Annotated in this window: 16 protein-coding genes and 1 pseudogene; 10 read left to right on the top strand and 7 right to left on the bottom strand. The window is 60.3% G+C overall.

Annotation, left to right across the window (positions count from 1 at the left end):
- The first annotated feature begins 22 nt into the window (after positions 1-22).
- From AC0L20_RS12745 to AC0L20_RS12770, 6 genes are read left to right on the top strand one after another with little or no spacing between them, the layout of a single operon-like run.
- Entirely contained in the window at positions 23-910 is an 888-nt protein-coding gene (locus tag AC0L20_RS12745) for a carbohydrate ABC transporter permease (protein WP_035968926.1), read from the top strand.
- A gap of 4 nt (positions 911-914) precedes the next feature.
- The gene (locus AC0L20_RS12750; protein ID WP_473288809.1) at positions 915-1,742 is read left to right on the top strand and encodes a carbohydrate ABC transporter permease; all 828 of its coding nucleotides are present in this window, start codon (positions 915-917) and stop codon (positions 1,740-1,742) included.
- Positions 1,743-1,749: 7 nt separating this feature from the next.
- Positions 1,750-2,754, top strand: a complete 1,005-nt coding sequence (locus AC0L20_RS12755; RefSeq protein ID WP_473288810.1) for a zinc-dependent alcohol dehydrogenase family protein — start codon at positions 1,750-1,752, stop codon at positions 2,752-2,754.
- A 6-nt stretch (positions 2,755-2,760) separates the two neighbouring features.
- The gene (locus AC0L20_RS12760) at positions 2,761-3,834 is read left to right on the top strand and encodes an ABC transporter ATP-binding protein (protein WP_456768611.1); all 1,074 of its coding nucleotides are present in this window, start codon (positions 2,761-2,763) and stop codon (positions 3,832-3,834) included.
- On the top strand, positions 3,831-4,790 hold the full coding sequence (locus tag AC0L20_RS12765; RefSeq protein WP_456768612.1) for a sugar kinase: 960 nt from the start codon (positions 3,831-3,833) through the stop codon (positions 4,788-4,790). The genes AC0L20_RS12760 and AC0L20_RS12765 overlap by 4 nt, the downstream gene beginning before the upstream one ends.
- Positions 4,787-5,824 (top strand): tagatose 1,6-diphosphate aldolase, encoded by a 1,038-nt coding sequence (locus AC0L20_RS12770; RefSeq protein WP_027519166.1) that lies wholly within the window; start codon positions 4,787-4,789, stop codon positions 5,822-5,824. Before AC0L20_RS12765 ends, AC0L20_RS12770 begins: the two co-directional genes overlap by 4 nt.
- Positions 5,825-6,061: 237 nt before the next feature.
- On the opposite strand, the gene AC0L20_RS12775 is transcribed toward AC0L20_RS12770, so the two are convergent.
- The 6 genes from AC0L20_RS12775 to AC0L20_RS12800 all read right to left on the bottom strand — a co-directional run bounded on the left by AC0L20_RS12775 (position 6,062) and on the right by AC0L20_RS12800 (position 12,793).
- Positions 6,062-6,775, bottom strand: a complete 714-nt coding sequence (locus AC0L20_RS12775) for a class II aldolase/adducin family protein (protein ID WP_456768613.1) — start codon at positions 6,773-6,775, stop codon at positions 6,062-6,064.
- The gene (locus AC0L20_RS12780; RefSeq protein ID WP_473288811.1) at positions 6,772-8,190 is read right to left on the bottom strand and encodes a carbohydrate kinase; all 1,419 of its coding nucleotides are present in this window, start codon (positions 8,188-8,190) and stop codon (positions 6,772-6,774) included. Before AC0L20_RS12780 ends, AC0L20_RS12775 begins: the two co-directional genes overlap by 4 nt.
- A gap of 6 nt (positions 8,191-8,196) precedes the next feature.
- Complete coding sequence (locus tag AC0L20_RS12785; RefSeq protein ID WP_106946058.1) at positions 8,197-9,204, bottom strand: ABC transporter permease; 1,008 nt, start codon at positions 9,202-9,204, stop codon at positions 8,197-8,199.
- Positions 9,201-10,205 (bottom strand): ABC transporter permease, encoded by a 1,005-nt coding sequence (locus tag AC0L20_RS12790; RefSeq protein ID WP_106946057.1) that lies wholly within the window; start codon positions 10,203-10,205, stop codon positions 9,201-9,203. Before AC0L20_RS12790 ends, AC0L20_RS12785 begins: the two co-directional genes overlap by 4 nt.
- Positions 10,198-11,682 (bottom strand): sugar ABC transporter ATP-binding protein, encoded by a 1,485-nt coding sequence (locus AC0L20_RS12795; protein WP_473288812.1) that lies wholly within the window; start codon positions 11,680-11,682, stop codon positions 10,198-10,200. Before AC0L20_RS12795 ends, AC0L20_RS12790 begins: the two co-directional genes overlap by 8 nt.
- A 109-nt stretch (positions 11,683-11,791) precedes the next feature.
- Entirely contained in the window at positions 11,792-12,793 is a 1,002-nt protein-coding gene (locus AC0L20_RS12800) for a substrate-binding domain-containing protein (RefSeq protein ID WP_473288813.1), read from the bottom strand.
- Positions 12,794-14,363: 1,570 nt separating this feature from the next.
- On the opposite strand from AC0L20_RS12800, the pseudogene AC0L20_RS12805 reads away from it, so the two are divergent.
- From AC0L20_RS12805 to AC0L20_RS12815, 3 genes and pseudogenes are all read left to right on the top strand, one after another.
- A pseudogene (locus AC0L20_RS12805) lies at positions 14,364-14,540 on the top strand (hypothetical protein); the annotation flags it as partial.
- Positions 14,541-14,605: 65 nt separating this feature from the next.
- The gene (locus tag AC0L20_RS12810) at positions 14,606-15,034 is read left to right on the top strand and encodes a ketopantoate reductase C-terminal domain-containing protein (RefSeq protein WP_373681174.1); all 429 of its coding nucleotides are present in this window, start codon (positions 14,606-14,608) and stop codon (positions 15,032-15,034) included.
- A gap of 154 nt (positions 15,035-15,188) precedes the next feature.
- Entirely contained in the window at positions 15,189-16,796 is a 1,608-nt protein-coding gene (locus AC0L20_RS12815; RefSeq protein WP_473288814.1) for a flavin-containing monooxygenase, read from the top strand.
- 426 nt (positions 16,797-17,222) lie between these two features.
- Here AC0L20_RS12815 and AC0L20_RS12820 read toward each other — a convergent pair whose 3' ends face one another.
- Complete coding sequence (locus AC0L20_RS12820) at positions 17,223-18,194, bottom strand: MBL fold metallo-hydrolase (protein WP_456768618.1); 972 nt, start codon at positions 18,192-18,194, stop codon at positions 17,223-17,225.
- A gap of 619 nt (positions 18,195-18,813) precedes the next feature.
- On the opposite strand from AC0L20_RS12820, the gene AC0L20_RS12825 reads away from it, so the two are divergent.
- Entirely contained in the window at positions 18,814-20,049 is a 1,236-nt protein-coding gene (locus tag AC0L20_RS12825) for an ABC transporter substrate-binding protein (protein WP_456768619.1), read from the top strand.
- Positions 20,050-20,051 lie beyond the last annotated feature (2 nt).

Below are 20,051 nucleotides of genomic sequence, written 5' to 3' on the forward strand. Positions count from 1 at the left end.
CCCCACCTGAGGACGCGGACGGATGTCTGACTCGGCTGCGACACTCACGCAGGACCGGCAGAAGCTGGAAATGGCGGCGCTTTCGGCGCCGGCCGTGATCTTCACGGTTGCGATGATCGCGTTTCCGGTCGTCTATACGATCTGGCTAGGCTTCCAGACGTTTTCCTCGACCGGCAAGCAGTCCTTTGCAGGGCTTGCCAATTATTCCAAGCTGATCTCCGATTACGAATTTTGGCACGGGCTGTGGATCACCATAGCCCTCTTCGTGCTGTCGCTAGTGCTGCAACTCGTCTTCGGCGTCTGGCTGGCGTTGGTGCTGTTCCACGCCAAGCGGCTACCGGGCATCGTGCGCTCGTTGTTCATTTCGCCGTTCATGATGCCGCCGGTGGTCGCCGGCATGATGTGGCTGGTAATCCTCGATCCCTCGCTGGGTGCCGCCAACTATGTCCTGCAGTCGTTCGGCCTGCCCCCGTCGGACTGGCTGGCCTCGCCGTCCCTGGTCATTCCGACGGTGGCGCTGATCGACAGCTGGCAGTGGACGCCTTATGTCGCTCTGATCGTGCTGGGCGGGCTGCAATCCCTGCCGCCGAGTGTCTACGAGGCTGCCCAGATCGATGGCGCATCCCCATTCAAGACATTTCAGCGTATCACGCTGCCGCTGCTGCTGCCGACCATTGTCACTGCCGCGATCCTGCGCAGCGTCGATCTCCTGCGCTTCTTTGACATCATCTACATCACCACCCAGGGCGGCCCGGGCAACGCCTCGAACACGCTCAACATTTATGGGTTCCGGGTCGGTTTCGAGTTCTTCAACATCGGCTATGCCAGCGCCCTGATGCTGACACTGACGGCGATCGTGTTCGGCGCCGTGCTCGCCTTCAACCGCCTGCGGGGCGCAGTGGCGTGGTGAAGTCATGAACGATGCCGCCAACACCGACCGCTGGATCCGCTGGCTCAACACGGTGCAGCTCGTGCTCGCCGGCATCATCATCATGGCGCCGACGGTCTGGATGGTGCTGTCTTCGTTCAAGCCGTCCTTCGAGGTCACCGCCTATCCGCCGACGCTGGTCTTCGCACCGACGCTGGAGAATTACGCCGAGCTGACCAGGACCACTCCGTTCCTGAGTTATGCGCTCAACAGCCTCATCGTTACCGTCGGTTCGACCTCGCTCGGGCTGCTGTTCGGGATTCCCGCCGCCTTCGCCGTCTCCTGGACCCGGATTACGTGGCCGGCAATCCTGACGCTGGCGGCGCGCATGGCGCCCGGCACGCTGTTCCTGCTGCCGTGGTACGTCATGTTCCGGCAAATCGGCATGATCGGCTCCTACACCGCGTTGATCCTCAGCCACGCCGTCATCACGCTGCCGATCGTGATCTGGGTCTTGCTGCCGTCGTTCGATGCCATCCCGCGCAGCGTGTTCGAGGCTGCGCAAGTCGATGGATGCAGCGTCACGCGCATCCTCTGGCGCATCGCGATGCCGCTGGTGGCGTCGGGCGTCGCGGTGTCGGCGATCCTCGCCTTCGTCTTCTCGTGGAACTACTTCCTGTTTGCGCTGGTGCTCTCCAACGGCGACACCAAGACGCTGATCGCGGCGGCCTTCAACTTCATCGGCGAAGGCTCGACGCAATGGGGCGCCCTCATGGCCGCGGCGACGCTCATCGCATTGCCGCCGCTGGTGCTGGCGGCCCTGGTTCAGCGCTGGCTGGTGTCCGGACTGACGCTCGGCGCGGTGAAAGGCTAGGTATTTGATGAATATGTCTCCCCGCTCGAATTCGATCATGCAGGCCGCGGTCTTCCACGGCGGCGACCGAATCACCATCGAGCCTGTGGCGATGCCCGAAATCGGCGCCGGCGAGGTGCTGGTCCGTGTCTCGCGAACGGCGCTGTGCGGCTCAGACTTCAAGCTCTGGCACAAGGGCGCCGAGTTCACCGCCGGCCACGAGATCTTTGGCGTCGTCGAGCAGCCAGGCCACGGTCTGCATGGCCGCCGCTGCGCCGTCTACATTCCCTTGCACTGCGATCACTGTGCCGCCTGCAAGCGCGGCGATACCCAGATGTGCCTCGAGGTCTCCAGCCTGATCGGCTGGAACAGGCCGGGCGGCTATGCCGAATACGTGCCCGTGCCGGAAAATTGTTTGCTGCCGGTACCCAAGGATGTCGAGGACAGCCTCGCGCCGTTGTTGCTCGACACCATCGGCACATCCGGTCACGCCGTACGGTTCGTCAGCCGCGTGGTGCCGGCGAACGATGCCGGTCCGGCCCTCGTGATGGGGGCGGGGCCTGTCGGTCTCGGCGTCGTGCTGGCGCTTCGCGCGCTTGGCTACAACGACATTCATGTCGCCGATCCCAATGCGGCGCGGCTGAAGATCGCACAGTCCTTCGGCGCGAAGGCGCACCCGGTCGGCGACACCTCGAAGCGCTTCGCGCTCATCATGGAATGCTCGGGCGCCCATGCGGCGCGCAATCTCGGCATCGAGCTCGTCTTGCCGCGCGGCGCGCTGGTGCTGGTCGGCGAGAACGCCGCGCCATGGACCATCGAGGAGGGCAAGGTATTCCGCCGCAAGGATTTTTACATGATCCGGACCTTCTACTTCCCGGTCTCGGATTTCGAGCAGAATGTCGAGCTGCTGCGCAAGTACAAGGACGAATACCGCGTCCTCGTTGACGGCGAGTTCGGTCTTTCGGATCTCCCTGAAAACTTCGCGCGGTTCGCCAACGGCGAGCTGATCAAGCCTGTGCTGGCGCTGGATTAAGCGATCATGGCCTCGATCTCGATCCGCAATCTCACCAAGCGCTACGGTAATTTCACCGTGATCCCCGATCTCAATCTGGAGATCGCGGACCATGAATTCGTGGTGTTCGTCGGCCCATCCGGCTGCGGCAAGTCGACCTTGCTGCGCATCATCGCGGGCCTCGAGCCTATTTCGAGTGGAGACCTTTACATTGGCGACAAGCGCGTGAATGGCGTGCAGGCGGCCCAGCGCGATATCGCGATGGTGTTCCAGGATTACGCGCTCTATCCACACATGCGAGTCTACGACAACATGTCGTTTGCGCTGGAGCTGCGGGGAACGCCGAAAGCGGAAATCGACGCCCGGGTGAAGCGCGCCGCCGCGCTTTTGCACATCGAGCCTTATCTCGACCGCAAGCCGAAGGAGCTGTCTGGTGGCCAGCGCCAGCGCGTCGCCATGGGCCGCGCCATCGTGCGCAATCCCAAGGCGTTCCTGTTCGACGAGCCGCTGTCCAACCTCGACGCCAAGCTGCGCGGGCAGGTGCGGGCCGAGATCAAGGCACTCTCGCAGCAATTGAAGACCACCATGGTCTTTGTCACCCATGACCAGATCGAGGCCATGACCATGGCCGACCGCATCGTGGTGCTCCAGAGCGGCACGATCCAGCAATACGACACGCCGGAGACGGTCTACGAGCGACCCGCCAACCAGTTCGTCGCCGGCTTCATCGGCTCGCCCGCCATGAATTTCTTCGCGGTCGAGTGGCACGACGACTGCGCAATCCTCTCGCAAGGTGGAACGGCCGTGCCGGTGGACGGCGAGACCGCGAGTAGTCTGCGCCAAGCCGGCAATGCCGTCCTCGGCATTCGTCCCGAACATTTCACTGTCGCCACCAATGCTGCCGATGGCATTGCCATCGAGGTCAAGCTGGTCGAGCCGCTCGGCTCCGATACGCTAATCCATTTTGATCTCGCCGGTGTCTCCGCGATTGCGCGGATCGACCCGTCGCTGCGACCGAAAGTCGGCGATCTCCTCGCGCTGCGCCCGCAGCCTGGCAAGACGCATCTGTTCGATGCCACCAACGGACAGGTCCTCCGGTGAGTACGTCAGCCAACATCGGCGATCTCTTGGCGCTTGCGGACGTCGGGTCCAAGGCCAGGCCCGTGCACGTGATCTGCCTTGGGCTCTCTGCGCTGGACCAGGTTTGGCGCGTCGATCGGCCGTTCGCCGGTGGAAGCGAGAAGATCAAAGCTGCTGCGTACGGCACGCTGGGCGGCGGCATGGCCGCCAATGCGAGCGTAGCGGTGGCGAAGCTCGGCGCGTCCGTCGCGTTCTGGGGGCGGGCAGGGAATGATGCCGCCGGCCGCGAGATGAAGTCCGCCTTCGCCGCCGAAGGCGTCGACGTCGAGAATTTCCGGCTGTTTCCCGATGGCCGCTCCTCTGTCTCCGGAATTATTGTCGACAGCAGCGGCGAGCGGCAGATCGTGAACTTCCGCGGCCTTTTTCCTGAATCCGCGGATTGGCTTCCGCTCGAAGCAGTCGGCCGCGCATCCTCCGTGCTGGCCGACCCGCGCTGGGTCGAGGGCGCCGCAACGCTGTTCCGCGAGGCGCGCTCGCGCGACGTTCCGACGGTGCTCGACGGCGACATGGCCGATGCCGAAGTGTTCGAGCGCCTGCTGCCCCTAACCGATCACGCCATCTTCTCCGAGCCCGCGCTTACCGCCTTTGCCGGCTCCGCCGATGATAAATCTCTCGCAGCCCTCGCTCGCTTCGGCTGCCGCGTCATCGCCGTCACGCGTGGTGAGGGCGGCGTGAGCTGGTACCAGAACGGCCAGCTGCAGCGGCAGGTCGCCTACGCCGTCGAGGTCGTCGACACCACAGGCGCGGGCGATGTTTTTCACGGCGCCTATGCCCTGGCGATCGGCGCCGGCCTGGACGTGCGCGCCGCCGTGGCTTTTTCGGCGGCGACGGCCGCCATGAAATGCCGCCACGCTGGCGGCCGCAACGGAATCCCCGACATCAACGAGTGTCTTGCATTCATGAGGACGAAGCCATGAGAACGATTGGAAAGAACCGCGGCCTGGCGCGGCTTGCTGACGCGGACGGCCATTTTCGAATGGTCGCGCTGGACCAGCGGCCGCCCTTGTTCGATGCCATCGCGAAAGCAAAGGGCATCACGCGGGACCAGGTCGAGTATTCCGACGTCACGGCGGCCAAGCGTCTTCTGGTCGAGAATCTCGCGCCGCACTGCAGCTCGATGCTGTTCGACCCGAACTTTGCCGTGCCCGCCGCGATCGATCTGCTGCCGCCGCGCTGCGGCCTGATCATGACGCTGGAAGAGCACCGCGTCGAGGAGACCGCGGGCGGTCGCAAGTCGCGGGCCATCACCAACTGGAGTGTGGAGAAGATCCGCGCCATGGGCGGTGATGCCGTCAAGGTGCTGGCCTGGTATCGGCCAGACGCCGATGCCGCGGTGAACGAACACCAGAAGAAGTTCGTGCGCGAGATCGGCGAGGACTGCGCCCGCCACGACATTCCCTATGTTCTCGAGCTGCTGGTTTATCCGTTCCTGGGCAGCGCCAATCACACCGCTGACTACGTCGAATCGCCGGGCAAGCTTCCCGGTCTGGTCATCGACAGCGTGCGCGAGTTTGCCAAGCCCGAATATGGCGTCGATCTCCTCAAGCTGGAGAGCCCGGTCGCGGCCAACGGTCTGCCGGCCAGTGACGGCAGCGGGGCAGCCAAGGCCGCGCAGAAGGAGTTCGATGCAATCGGCGATATCTGCCGCGAGCGCAACATTCCTTGGGTGCTGCTGTCGGGCGGCGCTGCGCCGGAGAAATTCGAACGCGTGCTCGACTACTCTTATGCTGCAGGGGCGAGCGGCTTCCTGGCGGGCCGCACGATCTGGCTCGACGCCGTTCTAAAGAACTTTCCGGATCGCGCCGCGGTGTCTGCAAGTCTGCGCAAGGACGGTCTCAACGTGCTCGAACGGCTCAGCCAGCTGACCACGGCCAAGGGCACGGCCTGGAAACCGCGCTATCCCGTCTTCACTGATATCAAGCAGGAGGGTGACTTCGCGCGCGCCTACTGAGCACGCCTGTCGAGAAAGCATGTGAGGTCTTGAAAGAGCGATCGATAAGAGAATGCTCAGACAGTTGGATGCAGACTGATAAGGTTTGGCCACAAAGCTTATCAGTCTGACGTAATCTTCGCACCCGCCAGTCGAGCGGCAGCCATTATCAGCCGAACGGCGGTCCCCGGCGATAGCCCAGCCCTTCCGTCGTACATGGCTGAGTTTCCAACCAAAAAAACGTGGTCGCAGCCACCGTCAATGTGCTGCCCCATTCGACTCAGGTAATGGGCGCGGAACATCGCCGACATCGTCAAGGTCAGGCGCCTGGCCGTATCCCATGCGTTTCATCTGCTCGTGTACCTGCGCCATGTCAGCGTCGCTGAGGCGCGGCGGCTCGCCGATAGCCAACGCATGGACATACATCTTCGCCAGCGTCTCCACTTCCACGGCGAGCCAAAGAGCCTTTTCAAACGTCTGGGCCGCCACGAGCATGCCGTGATGGCCAAGCAGGCAGGCGTTGCGATCTTCGAGTGCCCTGAGGGCGTAGTCTGACAGCGCCTGCGTGCCGAAACAAGCATATGGCGCACAACGGACATCGTTGCCACCTGCAACTGCGACCATATAGTGGAAGCAGGGGATGCCACGCTCGTGAATGGCGAGAGTTGTGCTGAAGGTCGAATGCGTATGGAGCACGACGTTGACGTCTTCGCGTGCTCGCAGAATGTCGCGGTGAAAGCGCCATTCGGACGAAGGCCGATGGTTGCCCTGGTAATTCGCGGCAAAATCCATCGCAACAATATCTTCTGGCTGCATCCGATCATAGGGCAGACTGGTAGGCGTGATCAGCATTCCGCTTGGAGTCCGGTGCGAAAGATTGCCGGATGTGCCCTGATTGAGACCGTTTCGATTCATCTCCCGGCAGGTATCGACAATGCCTTGACGGAGATCGGCATGATTGTGGTCTGTCATGAGGCGGCCTCCGAGAAAGCGATCCAGGACTGGTAGGCGGTGGAAAGGCCGCGCGGCTCGAACCCATCGTTGCTAAGCGATGTGACAGCTTCGAGTACTACGCTCGAAACCGGCTGCGTACGCGAGAATCGCCGCCACAGCAGCGCAGCGCCAAGCGCCGTTCCGTGCGGTGATTGACTCACCCCGACGCGCTGCGAGGGTCGCAAGGTCGCAATGCACCGGGCGAAGGGCAGGTTTGCGGCAAAGCCACCATCGATGACTATGCGTTTTGAGCTCTTGAGCGCATCCAGACAGCGGTTTGCGCTGAATGCTGCGTAGAGCACCGCCAATGCCTGCCATTCGGCAGCCGTTTCGGGGGGCGGCCCGATGACCCGTCCGCGGTCAGCAGCGCCCGGAAACAGTCCATCATCGCCGACGAATGAGGGGAGCGCCAAGGTCCCCCTCGACAGCAGGATGGGCAATGCGGCAAGGACGGCTGCATCAGAAGCACAACTTTTCCCGCGGATCAGGTCGTATTCGCGGCCGGCCGCGATCAATGTTGAAGGTGCATTCTCGCCATCGACATCGATATTGAGAACCATCGCGCGCGCGCAATCGAGTTGGTCCAGGGGGAGGCCGCGCTGAAAGCCAATCATCCAGGTACCGGTCGATAGGATCGAGGCATCGGCCATGCCGGCAGCCTTGTAGCGAAACAAGTTGGCATTGGAATCATGCACGCCGCAGAGGATCTCGGTCGATTGCGCCAGGCCGGTGCGCCTCGCTACGGGCTCCGAAACCGTCCCTAGCACCGCGCCGGCAGCGACGCTTACGGGCAGCAGATGGCTCCAACCGCGCTTGCGCATAAGAGAGGAAGGCTGATGGTGGACGAGGTCCCAGATATGGCTCTGAGCCGCGAGCTGCGAGATTTCACTGGCCGCACGTCCGCCAAGCCGCAAGGCGAAAAACTGCGCCGTGGTCAAATAGGTTTTCGCGCGGGCGAATTCGAGGGGATACGCGCTTTCCTGCCACAGCAGCTGCTTTCCGAGCCGCATCGCGCCTCCGGTTCCGCAAAACACCTCATCGTAACCGGGCGCGATCCGGGCATAGGCTTCATCGATTTCGGGCGGACAGACGGCATCGTAGTCCATCATCGGCAGCACTGGCGCATCGCCATGGACGAGAACCGCACCGCATCCATGCGCAGCCACGATCACGGCGCCAATGGTATGGCGTTGAGACACGATGGCAAGGGTATCGAGAAACCATTCCTCTACCCCGGCAAGATCATAGGCGAGGTAGGGGCCCTGAGTCATCGGCACGTTCGGAATCGCATGTGTTTCGAGGGGCCGCCCGTCGTCACTCGCCACCAACAGCTTGAGACTGGTCTTGCCAATGTCGAGTACCGCGATAGTGGGCGAGACGATCGAACTCATCATCGCTGGCTACCGCGGCGCTTTGCCGGCGAAATTAGGAACCGCCGCAACGGCAATTAAGATTCCACCCCAGATCGCCAACGTGAGGAATTGGCTGAGGTTCAGAAGGTTGAATGCCGAGGAGATAACCTGAAGGATGATCAGTGCAAGCAATAGCCCGCCAACCTTGCCAAAACCACCAAACGGATCGATGCCGCCGAGGACGGCCGCAAGAATGGTGACGAGCAGATAGCTCTCGCCGTATGCCGCGTTGGCCGAGTTGAAACGCGCCAACATGACCACCGCTGCCACGCCCGCGAGCAGGCTGGAAAACACATAGAGCTTGAGGAGGACAGCGCGGGTATTGATGCCGGAGTAGCGGGTCGCCTTCTCGTTCGAGCCGATCATGTAAACCTTGGCTCCGAACGGTGTCGCGTTCAGCATGAGCGCGACGGGCAAGGCGCAGAACGCAAGTACGATCAGAGCAAAGGGTACCCCGAAAACCGTTCCGTTGCCGATAAACACAATCGGCTCCGGGAATCCGGAGATGACGTTACCGCGCGACAGGCCGATCGCGAGGCCCTTGCAGAGCGTCATCGTGCCGAGCGTGGCCAGGATCGGCGAAACGCCAAGATAGGCGATGACAAAACCATTGAGGAGGCCGACCAATGCAGCCACTGCAAATCCTGCAGCGATCGCAAACACCTGAATGCCGACCCAGGCAAGACCCTGACTCTCCGGGATGTAGCGCGTCAGGAGGAACGCGATGGTCAGTCCGGACAGATTGGCGGTCGCGATGATGGAAAGGTTGAGGCCACCAGATAGCAACGCCAGCATCATCGCGAGCGAGAGGATCCCAAGTTCGGGCATCTGGAAAGCCATGGATTGCAGCGTGTTGACCGAGAAGAACCGGTCGCCGATCGCGATCGCGAACACGACCCAGAGCGCGAACAACAGCAGGATGAGGGTGGCGACCGTGCCGCTGCCGGCGAGGCCGACGATGCGCCGGCGAAGTGAGAGGGCGGGTACATTGCTCATCGGGATGCGCTCTGGCTTCGCCGCTCGCGCTGCGACCAGGCGGTCGCAGAGACCGAAATGAGAATAACCAAGCCGACGAAGAACGGCGACCAATAGGACGAAACGCCCAGCAAAATGATTCCATTTTGGAGTACCGCGAGCAGTGTCAAGCCCAGAAACGTGCCGAAGACGCTGCCGACGCCGCCCATCAAGCTGGCGCCGCCGAGCACGACGGCAGCGACCACATCCAGTTCCTTGCCCACCAGCACCGTCGGGGCAACGGACTGCGCGAGTTGTGCCTGAATCAGGGACGCGATTCCGGCCATGACACCCATGTAGCAATAGACCAGTATATTGAGGCCGAAAACGTGGAAGCCGAGCCGCTGTGCGGCGTCGGTATTGCCTCCCATGGCGTAGATTTGGCGGCCGATATTGGTTCGGTTCAGCAGGAGCCAGGTGACGAGAAATGCTAGCGCGAGCGCGAGGATCTGCAAGTTGACACCGTACGAGCTATCCTTGCCCCATTCGAACTCGAACCAGAATATTCCGGTCGCAAACCAGTCGGGCAACGAATAGATGTATTTGCCGCCGGTGAAGAAGATCAGAAGCCCATAGAAGATGTTCAGCGTCGCGACCGAAACGATGATCGATGGTATTCGAAGTTTCTGGATGAAAATCGCGTTGAGGGCACCGAGCGCACCGCCAATTCCAATCGCGATGGCGAAGACGCCGATCCAGTTCGCCCCGTAAGCATTGGCAAGCGAAAGTGTGACATATTGCGCCACCGATGCTGTCGCGGTGAATGAGATGTCGATTCCGCCGGCGATTAGCACGACCAGCAGCCCGAGCGCCAGGATGCCGACAAATGCATAGGAGGTCAGCAAGTCAAACAGATTCTGCATGGTCAGGAATTGGGCGTTCGCGAAGCCCAAGCTGGCGCAGAGCCCGAGGATGACTATCAGCAGCCAGAACTCATGGCTGCGACGAAACCTGCCGAATGATGCGATATGCGATTCAGGCATTGACGGCCTGCCGAAGCGCATCTTCGGAAGTGGCTGTGGCAGCCACGTCGGTTGTCAAACGACCTTCCCGCATCACCAGGACGCGATGACTATGATAAAGGACCTCGGGAATTTCGTCCGATATCATCAAGACCGCGACGCCGTCGCGGGCCAACCGCCGGATGATTTCATAAATGCCGTCCTTGGCGCTGACGTCGACGCCCACCGTGGGGCTATCGAGGATAAGCACCCGGGGATTGGTCGCCATCCATTTGGCGAGCACGACCCGCTGCTGATTGCCCCCGGAGAGCGTCTTCACCGGGTTGGCCGGATGGGCGACCTTGATCCCGAGTTCAGCAACCCACCGAGCGACATGGGTCTGTCGCGCGCGTGCGGCAATCAAGCCGAACGCGCTAGCCAGACGATCCAGCACCGTAAGCGTGACGTTCGCCGTGACGGACTGATTCAGGATGAGACCAAGCGTAAGCCTATCCTCGGATACGTAGGCGATCCCTCGATCGATCGCCTCTGCATTTGTACGCAGCGCGATCGGCCGTCCGTCAAGTGCGATGGTGCCGCGATCGGGCGGCTTCATGCCGAACAGGGATAGCGCCAATTCGGTTCGCCCTGAGCCGAGCAGGCCGGTGAGACCCACCACTTCCCCTGCGCGCAACTGCAAGCTTACATCCTCATATTCACCCTGGCGGCCCAGGCCCTTTACTTCCAGCACGACCGGGCCAGTGGCAAGCTCAGGCGCCTGTACCTGATACTCGAAGGACTTACCCGTCATCAGGTGGCTGAGTTTCCGCCCGTCGATTACGTCTGCAGCAAAAGTACCGACTTTGGCGCCATCCCGCAGTACCGTTACGCGTTCGGCGATTTCAAGCACCTCGTCGAGACGGTGACTGACGAAAACGACGCAGATGCCAGCACGCTTCAGCTCGCTTACAAGCGCGATCAGGGCGTTCACCTCGTGGCGAGTCAACGATGCCGTCGGCTCATCCATAATCAGGAGTTTGGCATCCGCAGCCAAGGCGCGGCAGATCGCGACCAACTGGCGTCCGGCAATGCTGAGCTCAGACACTTTCGCGTCCGGGTCGAACTCAACGCCGATCTTTGCCATTGTGGCCTTAGCGGTGGCGCGCATTGAGGCCCAGTTCACCGAATGGAGACCGCCAAGATGGTGCGCCATCGCGATATTCTCGGCGACGGTGAGGTTGGGGAATAGCGAAAGATCCTGGTAGATGACCTGAATGCCGCAATGCGTGGAGTAGACCGGGTTTAGTTTGGGAAATTCCTTGCCGGAAATTACGATCCGGCCGCCGGGCTCCGCTGCCTCTACGCCCGAAATGATCTTGATCAGGGTCGACTTGCCGGAGCCGTTTTCACCCACCAGGCAGTGCACCTCCCCGACTTCCAGAGCGAGATCGACGCCGCGGAGCGCGTGCACGCCGCCGAAGCGCTTCGATATGCCGGACATCTCCAGGAAAGTTGCCAAAGGTTCGCCTGCAATGGACCGTTGGATCGTGCGATCACTCGAGTGGTACCGCATTCCCGACCGGAAGGCCGGGAATGCAGCGCGATGAGGCGGCTGAACCGGCTTCGGGCTAGAGCCCTCCGGCAATCAGTCCGTCGATGGTTTCCTTGTTGATGCGCATGATCTTGTCCACCTTGATCTGCTTTCCTGCAACGTCCACGGCCGCCTTGCCAAGGCCGGGTACATCGACGCCATCCGTGATGGGCTTGCCATCGAGCACGAGTTTGGCCACCGCGACCATCGCGTAACCCGCATCGGTGGGATTCCACAGAAATCCTTCGCGGATCGTATCATCCGCGATAAGCGACTTCGCCTGGCTTGGCAGCACGGTGCCGACAACGGCGATCTTCTTGCCAAGACGTTGCTGACGCACAGCATTTCCAGCCCCGATTGGTCCATTCGAGCCGAAGCCGAGAATACCACGCAGGTTGGGATAGGCCTTGATCACGTCGAGCGTCGTGCGCTGGCTGGTGTCGATCTCGTCGGCCCCTGGGAAGCGGTCAGCGACGAGCTTCATTTTCGGAAAATTCTTCTGCTGGTAGGCAATCGCGGCATCGGCCCATTTGTTGTGAAGTGGCGTCGTAAGAGTCCCGACATAGACTACATAATCACCTTCGTCGCCCATGTCCTTGGCGAGACGTTCCATCTGCACCTCGCCGAAGCGAACGGAGTCGATCAATTCCACATTCCAGTCACGGCCTTCCTGTTCCGGACCCTCATGCGTAATGACCTTGATTCCGGCGGCCTGGGCGCGCTTCAGCACGGGCTCGCAGACTTTTACATCAAGGGGCACTAAGCCGATCACGTTGACCTTCTTGGCAATCAGATCCTCAAGGAGCTTTACTTGCTGTGCCGGATCGACGTTCGCCGGGCCAACCATAGTGGCATTAATGCTGAAATCCTTCGCACCCTTCTGGATTCCCTTTTCAAGTGCGTTGAACCACGGAATTCCCGCGATCTTCACGACCGTGACCATTTCCTTTTGGGCTTGCGCAAAGGCAAAGCCCGGAATACCGGCACTGGCCAACGCGGCCGTGCCGCCGATCAGCTTGAGCGTCTGGCGTCTGTCCATTGTTCCCTCCCAGGAAATTATCTTGGATTCCGCACCCCTGACCTGGCAGTCGCTGGGTGGGGCCGTCGACCCTGTTCTTGCTGGAGGCAGAAAGTTATTGCCTGTCCAACCGCAGGACCTTGAAGCAGATTAGAGACTGGCGCTCCAGAACGTGTCAAGCAAGTGACATGCTCGCCAGCCACCATCGCAGTGCGATACCTAGTCTGGTCTTCAAGCTGCTGAGTGAGCTGCAGCGATCGATCAGCCTCCCTACAGCCATCACGTCAGCGAAGGAACGCCCACGCCATCCCGCCGGACGAAAGCAAACAGTCCCGGCCCTGGCTTCAGAACCCACCAGGTTGGCTGCGCACAGCGATTCACACTTTTCACTGATCTCTGAGTGTCATTATTTCGTCACCGTGTGGGGGCGCTCGCGAAGGGCCGGCATGGCGAGCTTCGCCGTTGCACAATCAATTGCCGGCCACGATTATCTGACTGTCATCGTTACGTTTTTAGCTTCCCGTAATCGTCATCGTCCGACCGTTCGTTCACATCATTATTCGCTCGGGCGCCTGCTTGTCAGCATCGCGGGTCGCATGCCATCCTAACCCCGCGCGCGCAGGGGAAGGGCAATTCCCGCCATTGGCTATGCGCCGCGTTAAGGCGACGTCCATGACGCTTGATCTAAGGTCAAGAAAGCACTGCCGCGAAGAAGATTTCGACATGACGCAGCATTTCGAATCCGCTGCTTGGCGGATACTCCGATTGAGCTCTGCTGAGAACATCGCGGCTCGCATTGGGGAAGGCCTCGCACCTTTGCGGTCAGCCAATGAGCTTGCTGACGAGGCAGGGTGCAGCAGACGCAATGTTCGAAAGGCTGTCCGAAAGCTCGTCGGTGCCGAATTGGTATCTTACCACGACAAGACTGGCTGAAGCAGCTGATAGATGAGAACGGGCTTGACGCCCCATCTTATACAGTGAGCACCATGAAGGCGACGGGCAGGCGCTGTTCGAGGCGGCCAGCAAGCTGAATTGCGAGGGCATCGTCTCCAAGCGGGTTGATGCGCCGTACCGGTCGGAGCGCGTCGAGGCGTGGCAGAAGATCAAGACGGTGCAGCGCGAAAAGTCCACAGTGGTTGCGCTCGTCAAGGACCCCACCGGCGTCGCCGCGCTCTACCTTGGCAAGCAGGAAGGGAACGAGCTGCGCTACATGGGCAAGGTCTGGGCTGAAGCCGGACGAAATCGCCGGAGATCCGCAAGGCGCTTGATACGATCGTAACCCCCAAGCAAAAAATCAAGAAGCGCATAAAGAAGCCGAGGGCCACCTGGGCCGAGCCGAAGTTTTACCGAAACCATCGCACACGTTGTCGGGTGGGGCAAAACGCTCGGCTGCATCCCCAGTTGCATCACCGTCAATCTGCCTGCTCCAGGGCACATCCACCGCGGCACTGGCAAGCACGGCGCCAAGCACACGGTGTTCGCACTGGCGAGCTGCACGGCCGCATCACGCCACGCGCAAAGGAAGTATCCCGCCTGGTCGCCTATGCCGACAACGCCAAGGTGACCACATCTTGGGGGCGAGCGCTGGTCCAAGCTCGTGGCCAACGTCATGGGAAATGGACGCTCTACCTGCACTGGCCTGTCTGGGCGAGCCATGCTGCAGAGCGATTCGATCCGCCGCTTCTCGACCCGCCTCGGGAGCGAGGCAATTCGTGAGGGCCAGGCGCTGGGCTATCAGCTGGAGGAGGTCCTGCATTTGCCGGCCGAGACCATCGCGGGCCTGGCGAGGGCGACGAAGCGTGATGCACGTCCGCGACCAGCAGCGCTTTTCGGATTCCAAATACACTTCCTCCGAGCAGCCCCTCGATGTCCCAAGACATGCAGAAGGGCCGTCGCACCGAAATCGAACCCCTCAATGGCTTCGTCGTGGATGATCCGAAGCACATCACGGAGCTGCGATTGAATCGAGCGGCACCCTTACAGTCTCTCCCGCCACTTCCTGGAAGACGCCGCGTTTACTTGCGAGCGCAGGCCGGATTGCCGCGCCCACAAGATAACGCATGTCTGCGGCCAAAGTCGCGGTCGCTCCAATTAGACATCGACCGGAAAATTGAATCTTGCGGCCGCTGCAATTCTTCTCATGGTACGTCGAAACGGCAGGTCCGAGAAATGGAGTCCCCGCAAATCGACGTTGATTGCTTCTGGACCGGCTCGGTCTTTGAAGGTGTGCATTCCAGATTTGAAGGCGACCCCCGGCAGTGAGCTGCATTGAGCAGAGAAGGCGAGCTTGAGGGCACTGACCGGGACGGTTATATTAATCCCAATTCACTTTGACGCAGCGCACTTTCACCTTTACGGCGCTGACGGTATACCTAGCCTTATGTTTGTGGGGTGGGCGTAATGAGCGAGTGCGGCAATGTCCAATGAACCGGTTGAGCTAGACGCGCTGGTTGTTGGTGCGGGCTTTGCGGGCCTCTACCAGCTGTTTCGGCTTCGGGATAACCTTGGCTTGAAAGTCAAGGCCGTAGAAGCGGCTCAGGGTGTTGGGGGCACGTGGTTCTGGAATCGCTACCCTGGAGCTCGGTGCGACTCTGAAAGCCATGTCTATTGGTATACGTTTTCCCTAGATTTGATGCGACAATGGGAGTGGTCTGAACGCTATCCGGGCCAAGCAGAAATTCTGCGTTATCTGAATTTTGTTGCCGACAAGCTCGACCTGAAACGCGACATTCAATTTGGTACCCGGGTTGCGTCGGCGCATTACGACGAAGCGAGGAATCGCTGGCACATCCGTGCAGAAACGGGCGAGACCTTCATTGCGAAGTTTCTCATTACCGCGGTCGGCTGCCTCTCCACTGCCAACGTGCCCGACATTCTGGGACTGAAGACCTTCAAGGGTGAGTGGTACCATACAGGGCAGTGGCCGCACGAAGGCGTCGAGTTTGCGGGCAAGCGAGTGGGGATGATCGGCACCGGATCGACCGCCATCCAGGCGGCGCCGGTGATCGCCGATCAAGCCAAGCATCTGACCGTATTTCAGCGTACCGCGAACTATTCAGTACCAGCACGCAACGTCCCATTGACGGCGGACTTCAAGCAATATGTCAAAAACAGCGCCAGCGAAATACGCGCGACTACGCATCAAACCTATAATGGCATGGGCTTCAGGGTTGCGGAACGCAAAGCGGTCGACACGCCGCCCGAGGAGCGCGAGAGGATTTATGACGAGGCCTGGGAGCGTGGCGGGCTGCAGTTCCGCGCATCCTTTGAGGACATGCTCGTTTCTAAGGAAGCAAACGACACCGCTGCCGACTTCATAAAAAGGAAGATCCGTTCGATTGTGAAGGATCCCAAGACCGCGGCGGTCCTCGCTGACATTGATCATCCGTATGCGGCCAAGCGCCCGCCGATCGATACCGACTATTTTGAGACCTACAATCGGCCGAATGTCACGCTCGTGGACGTCAAAGCTGCGCCAATCCGGCAGATCTCCGAGATTGGAATTCGCACGGATCAGGCCGAGTACCCCCTAGACATCATAGTTTTTGCGACAGGGTTCGATGCGTTGACGGGACCGCTGCTCAAGATGGATATTCGCGGGCGGGGCGGGATCGCACTCAAGGATGTCTGGGAGGCAGGACCACGCAATTATCTAGGTTTGCAGGTCGCTGGTTTTCCAAACCTCTTCACCATCACGGGGCCCGGCAGTCCATCGGTTCTGTGCAACATGCCCGTAGCCATAGAGCAACATGTCGACTGGATCACCGATTGCATCGCTCATATGCGGTCCAACGGGCTGGAGCGCATCGAGGCACGAGCCGACGCCGTCGAGAAATGGGTAAGCGAAGTCAACGAGGCTGCTGCCCGAACACTACTGCCGCAGGCAAAGCATTCCTGGTACCTCGGGGCGAATATTCCAGGCAAGCCGCAGGTGTTCATGCCCTATGCGGGCGGCTTGGTCCGTTATCGCGAGATCTGTCAGGACGTCGTCACCCGCGGCTACGAAGGTTTCGCTCTGTCATAGTCGTTCGCAACGAGTTCGGCCCGTCTTCCTCGGCGATGGTCCGGTCGTTGACCTGAACCGTGCCTAGCGGAGCTGGAAGCGCCTATCCTTCCGAGGCCACCGCCCCTCACGGCCGAAGCGTGCCCCAGAAAGTCGCCAGCTGCAGGTGGAAAATCCTGGGGTGATGCGGTGGACAAGGTTGACGCCAAAGCCGATGTTCTCCTAAGTCGCGATGTGCGGAGCACAAGCCTGCGCAGGTTGAGCTCCAGCATTGTCTGCGAGGACCATTATCGGGCGTCGTGATTTTCACTAACACGTCCGAGTCTGACTCGAAGGCCACATCGCAGTCCGACACCGTTCTCGTCAGAGACAAGGCGCAAAAATGCCCCGTCAAGTCCGGGGCTAGAGTTTGCTTTGTAGGTCGTCTCTTTTGTCTGCGCTCGGAGTTCAGAGATTCAAGCTCATCGCTTCCGGGTAATAGTGGAAGCCCTCCGATGTCTTGGCGATATGGCCGTAACCTGGCCAGGCAAAATGATAGGACATCACAGGAATCATATTTGCAGCAATCATATCCAGCAGTTTGACCCGGCTTTCAGCTGCCTGCTGCGGATCGGTGTCGTACGAGAACTGCATCCGCGGTTTTTCAAGCAGCAGTATCGGATGGTGAGTAAGATCACCGAGGAAGGCGAACGATTTCCCTGCCGACGAGACCATGAAGATTGTGTGACCTACGGTGTGGCCAGGAGCTGCCATGGCCTGCACGCCGGGAAGGAATTCCTGACCGTCCTTGAAGAACACAAGGCGATCTCGTACCGGCAGTAAGTTCTTGCGTGCATGAACGACAAAGTCCTTCAATGGACTGCCAAGCTTGCCTTCATCGGTCCAGAAATCGAAATCGCTCTGAGCTATGTAGTACTGTGCGTTGGGGAATAATGGCTTGCCGTCCGCGTCCACAATGCCGCCGATATGATCGATGTGCGCGTGTGATAAGACCACGGCGTCTATGTCGGCTGGTTTAATGCCAGCCTCTGCCATACTCTTCTGCTGACGGCCGGTGGTCGGTCCGAAGGCCTTAGACGTTCCCATGCCTGTGTCGAACAGAACTAGCCTGTCACCCATATTCACGATTGGCGAATTCTGCTCCAGCACCACATTTTCTGGTGAGAGGAAATTGTCGCTCAGCATCTTCTTCACTTCTTCATCAGGCACGCCGATGAAGGTCCCTTTCGGAGGACCGAGTGGCAGCGGACCGTCAGAAACGACCGTCACTTCGGCGTCTCCAAGACCGAAGCGATAGAAATAAGCTGGCTGCGTCCCAAGCTTGGGTGCTCGCGCAAAAGCGTTACTGCCCAGCACGGTCGATGCGCCTAATCCTGCGCCGAGAGCAAGCAAGGAGCGTCGCGAAAAGTCGTATGTCATGTTTCCTCCTTTTGTTATTATGAAGTAACATAGTAGGATGCGCTCGTTCCCGAAGGCTGGCAAGGGGCGTCCGCCTTGTGCGAGCGAACCGTCCGTATATCTCGCTCGTCGGCTCGAAATGACCCGCGTACTGCCGTAGATCGCTCCTGGTGAGCGGAGCTGCGTCACATATCATTTGCGTCTGAGTTCTCCCGGGTCGCCATCTGTCCGCAGTTAGGTTGGAAGGGAAATGACCCGCGCTGGATGAGCTCGACGTGTGGGACCGCGAGTAGACGTCCTTCCTTCGCGCTAAACACCTCGGGCGACAGGCGCCGTGCGCTCATCTTGCGATCGCTATGTCGTCGTTCATTCCCGAACCGGATCCGCTTCGCGAAAGTCCTTGCGATGAGCGGAATGGGCAGGGTGGATAGTGCGGCACCAGCGCATCGCGGGACGATCCCGTGACGTATATTGAGCAGCAAGGCGGCGCCCCACTCTACCGGAAGGTACAATGCCCATACCGAGGCTCCGGCCTCGCTCCACCTTTATGTCGCTTGATCAGCATGGCCTCGCCGATCTACAGTCGGGGCACAACACGACTGGTTGGTTCAACAGCCGGATCACAGGGAGGTGCAGTTCGATGAGCGGACCCGTCACGCGTCGCACGTTTTTGGCCGGTGGCACGGCTGCTTTGGTGGCCGCCCCATGGGTAGCCAGGGCACAGGCAAATGCTCTCCGCATAGGCATGCAAAGCATCCTATCGGGACCCATCGCGCTGCTCGGCACCTCTTCGCGCAACTCGCTCCTAATCGAGCAAGATCGCATCAATGCCGCTGGCGGCTTCCTGGGCCGGCAAATCGAGTTCGTATTCCGGGATTCCAAAGGCCAGCCGCAGGAAGCCGCGCGCGTCGCACGTGAACTGGTGAACACTGCAGGCTGCGAGCTGCTGGTCGATGCGGAAGCGTCGTCCGCCTCATTCGCGGTGCAGGAGGTTATGCGCGACCTCAATGTGGCCTGCATTCACACCAACAGCGAGACGTCATCGCTCACCGCAGATCCGAAGATCCGGGTGCCCACCGCATTTCGCGTGGCGCGTCAGGGCGTGCACGATGCTGTCGCCGGCAGCCTCTACCTCGCCGACTTCGCCAATGCCAAGAAAATCAACAAATGGGCGACTTGCTCACCGGACTACGCCTATGGGCGCGACACGACGGCGCAGTATCTGCAGTTCTTCAAGAAGTTCAAACCGGATGTCGAGGTCGTAACCGAGGCCTGGCCCAAACTCGGCCAGCCGGACTTCACCGAAGTGATTACCAAGCTTATCCAGGCCAAGCCGCAGGCGCTGTTCACACTGCTGTATGCCGGCGATCTCTCGGCGTTCGTGAACCAGGGGAATGTCTATGCTCTGTTCGGGCAGATGACCGTCGCAACTCCGAACGTCGACTATCCAGTGCTGGCTGCGATCAAAAACCTGCCCGCGGGCATCCAGTCGGCCACGCGTTATCTTGAGACATTCCCGGATACGCCGGCGAACAAGGAATGGGGTCAGGCGTACTTCAAAAGGTGGAACGAACGGCCGACTAATTGGTCCTGGCAGAATTCGGTCGCCATGCACTTCTATGAGGCGGCCATCAAGAAGGCCAATTCTCTGGACGGCAAGGCGATAGCGGCTGCCCTGACGGGACTGAAGATCAATTCGCCCTTTGGCGCCGACGGCACCATCACCATGCGGGACGATCACACCACGATCGGCTATGCGATCGGGTGGGGACAGACCATTCCGAAGGATCCGTTCATCACCGACATCAAACCCGCCGATTGGGGCAAGATCATCGAACTTGAGACGGAGTGGAAGAAGCAGCAGAATTATAGCTGACG

Source organism: Bradyrhizobium sp. Kon58 (assembly GCF_055807455.1).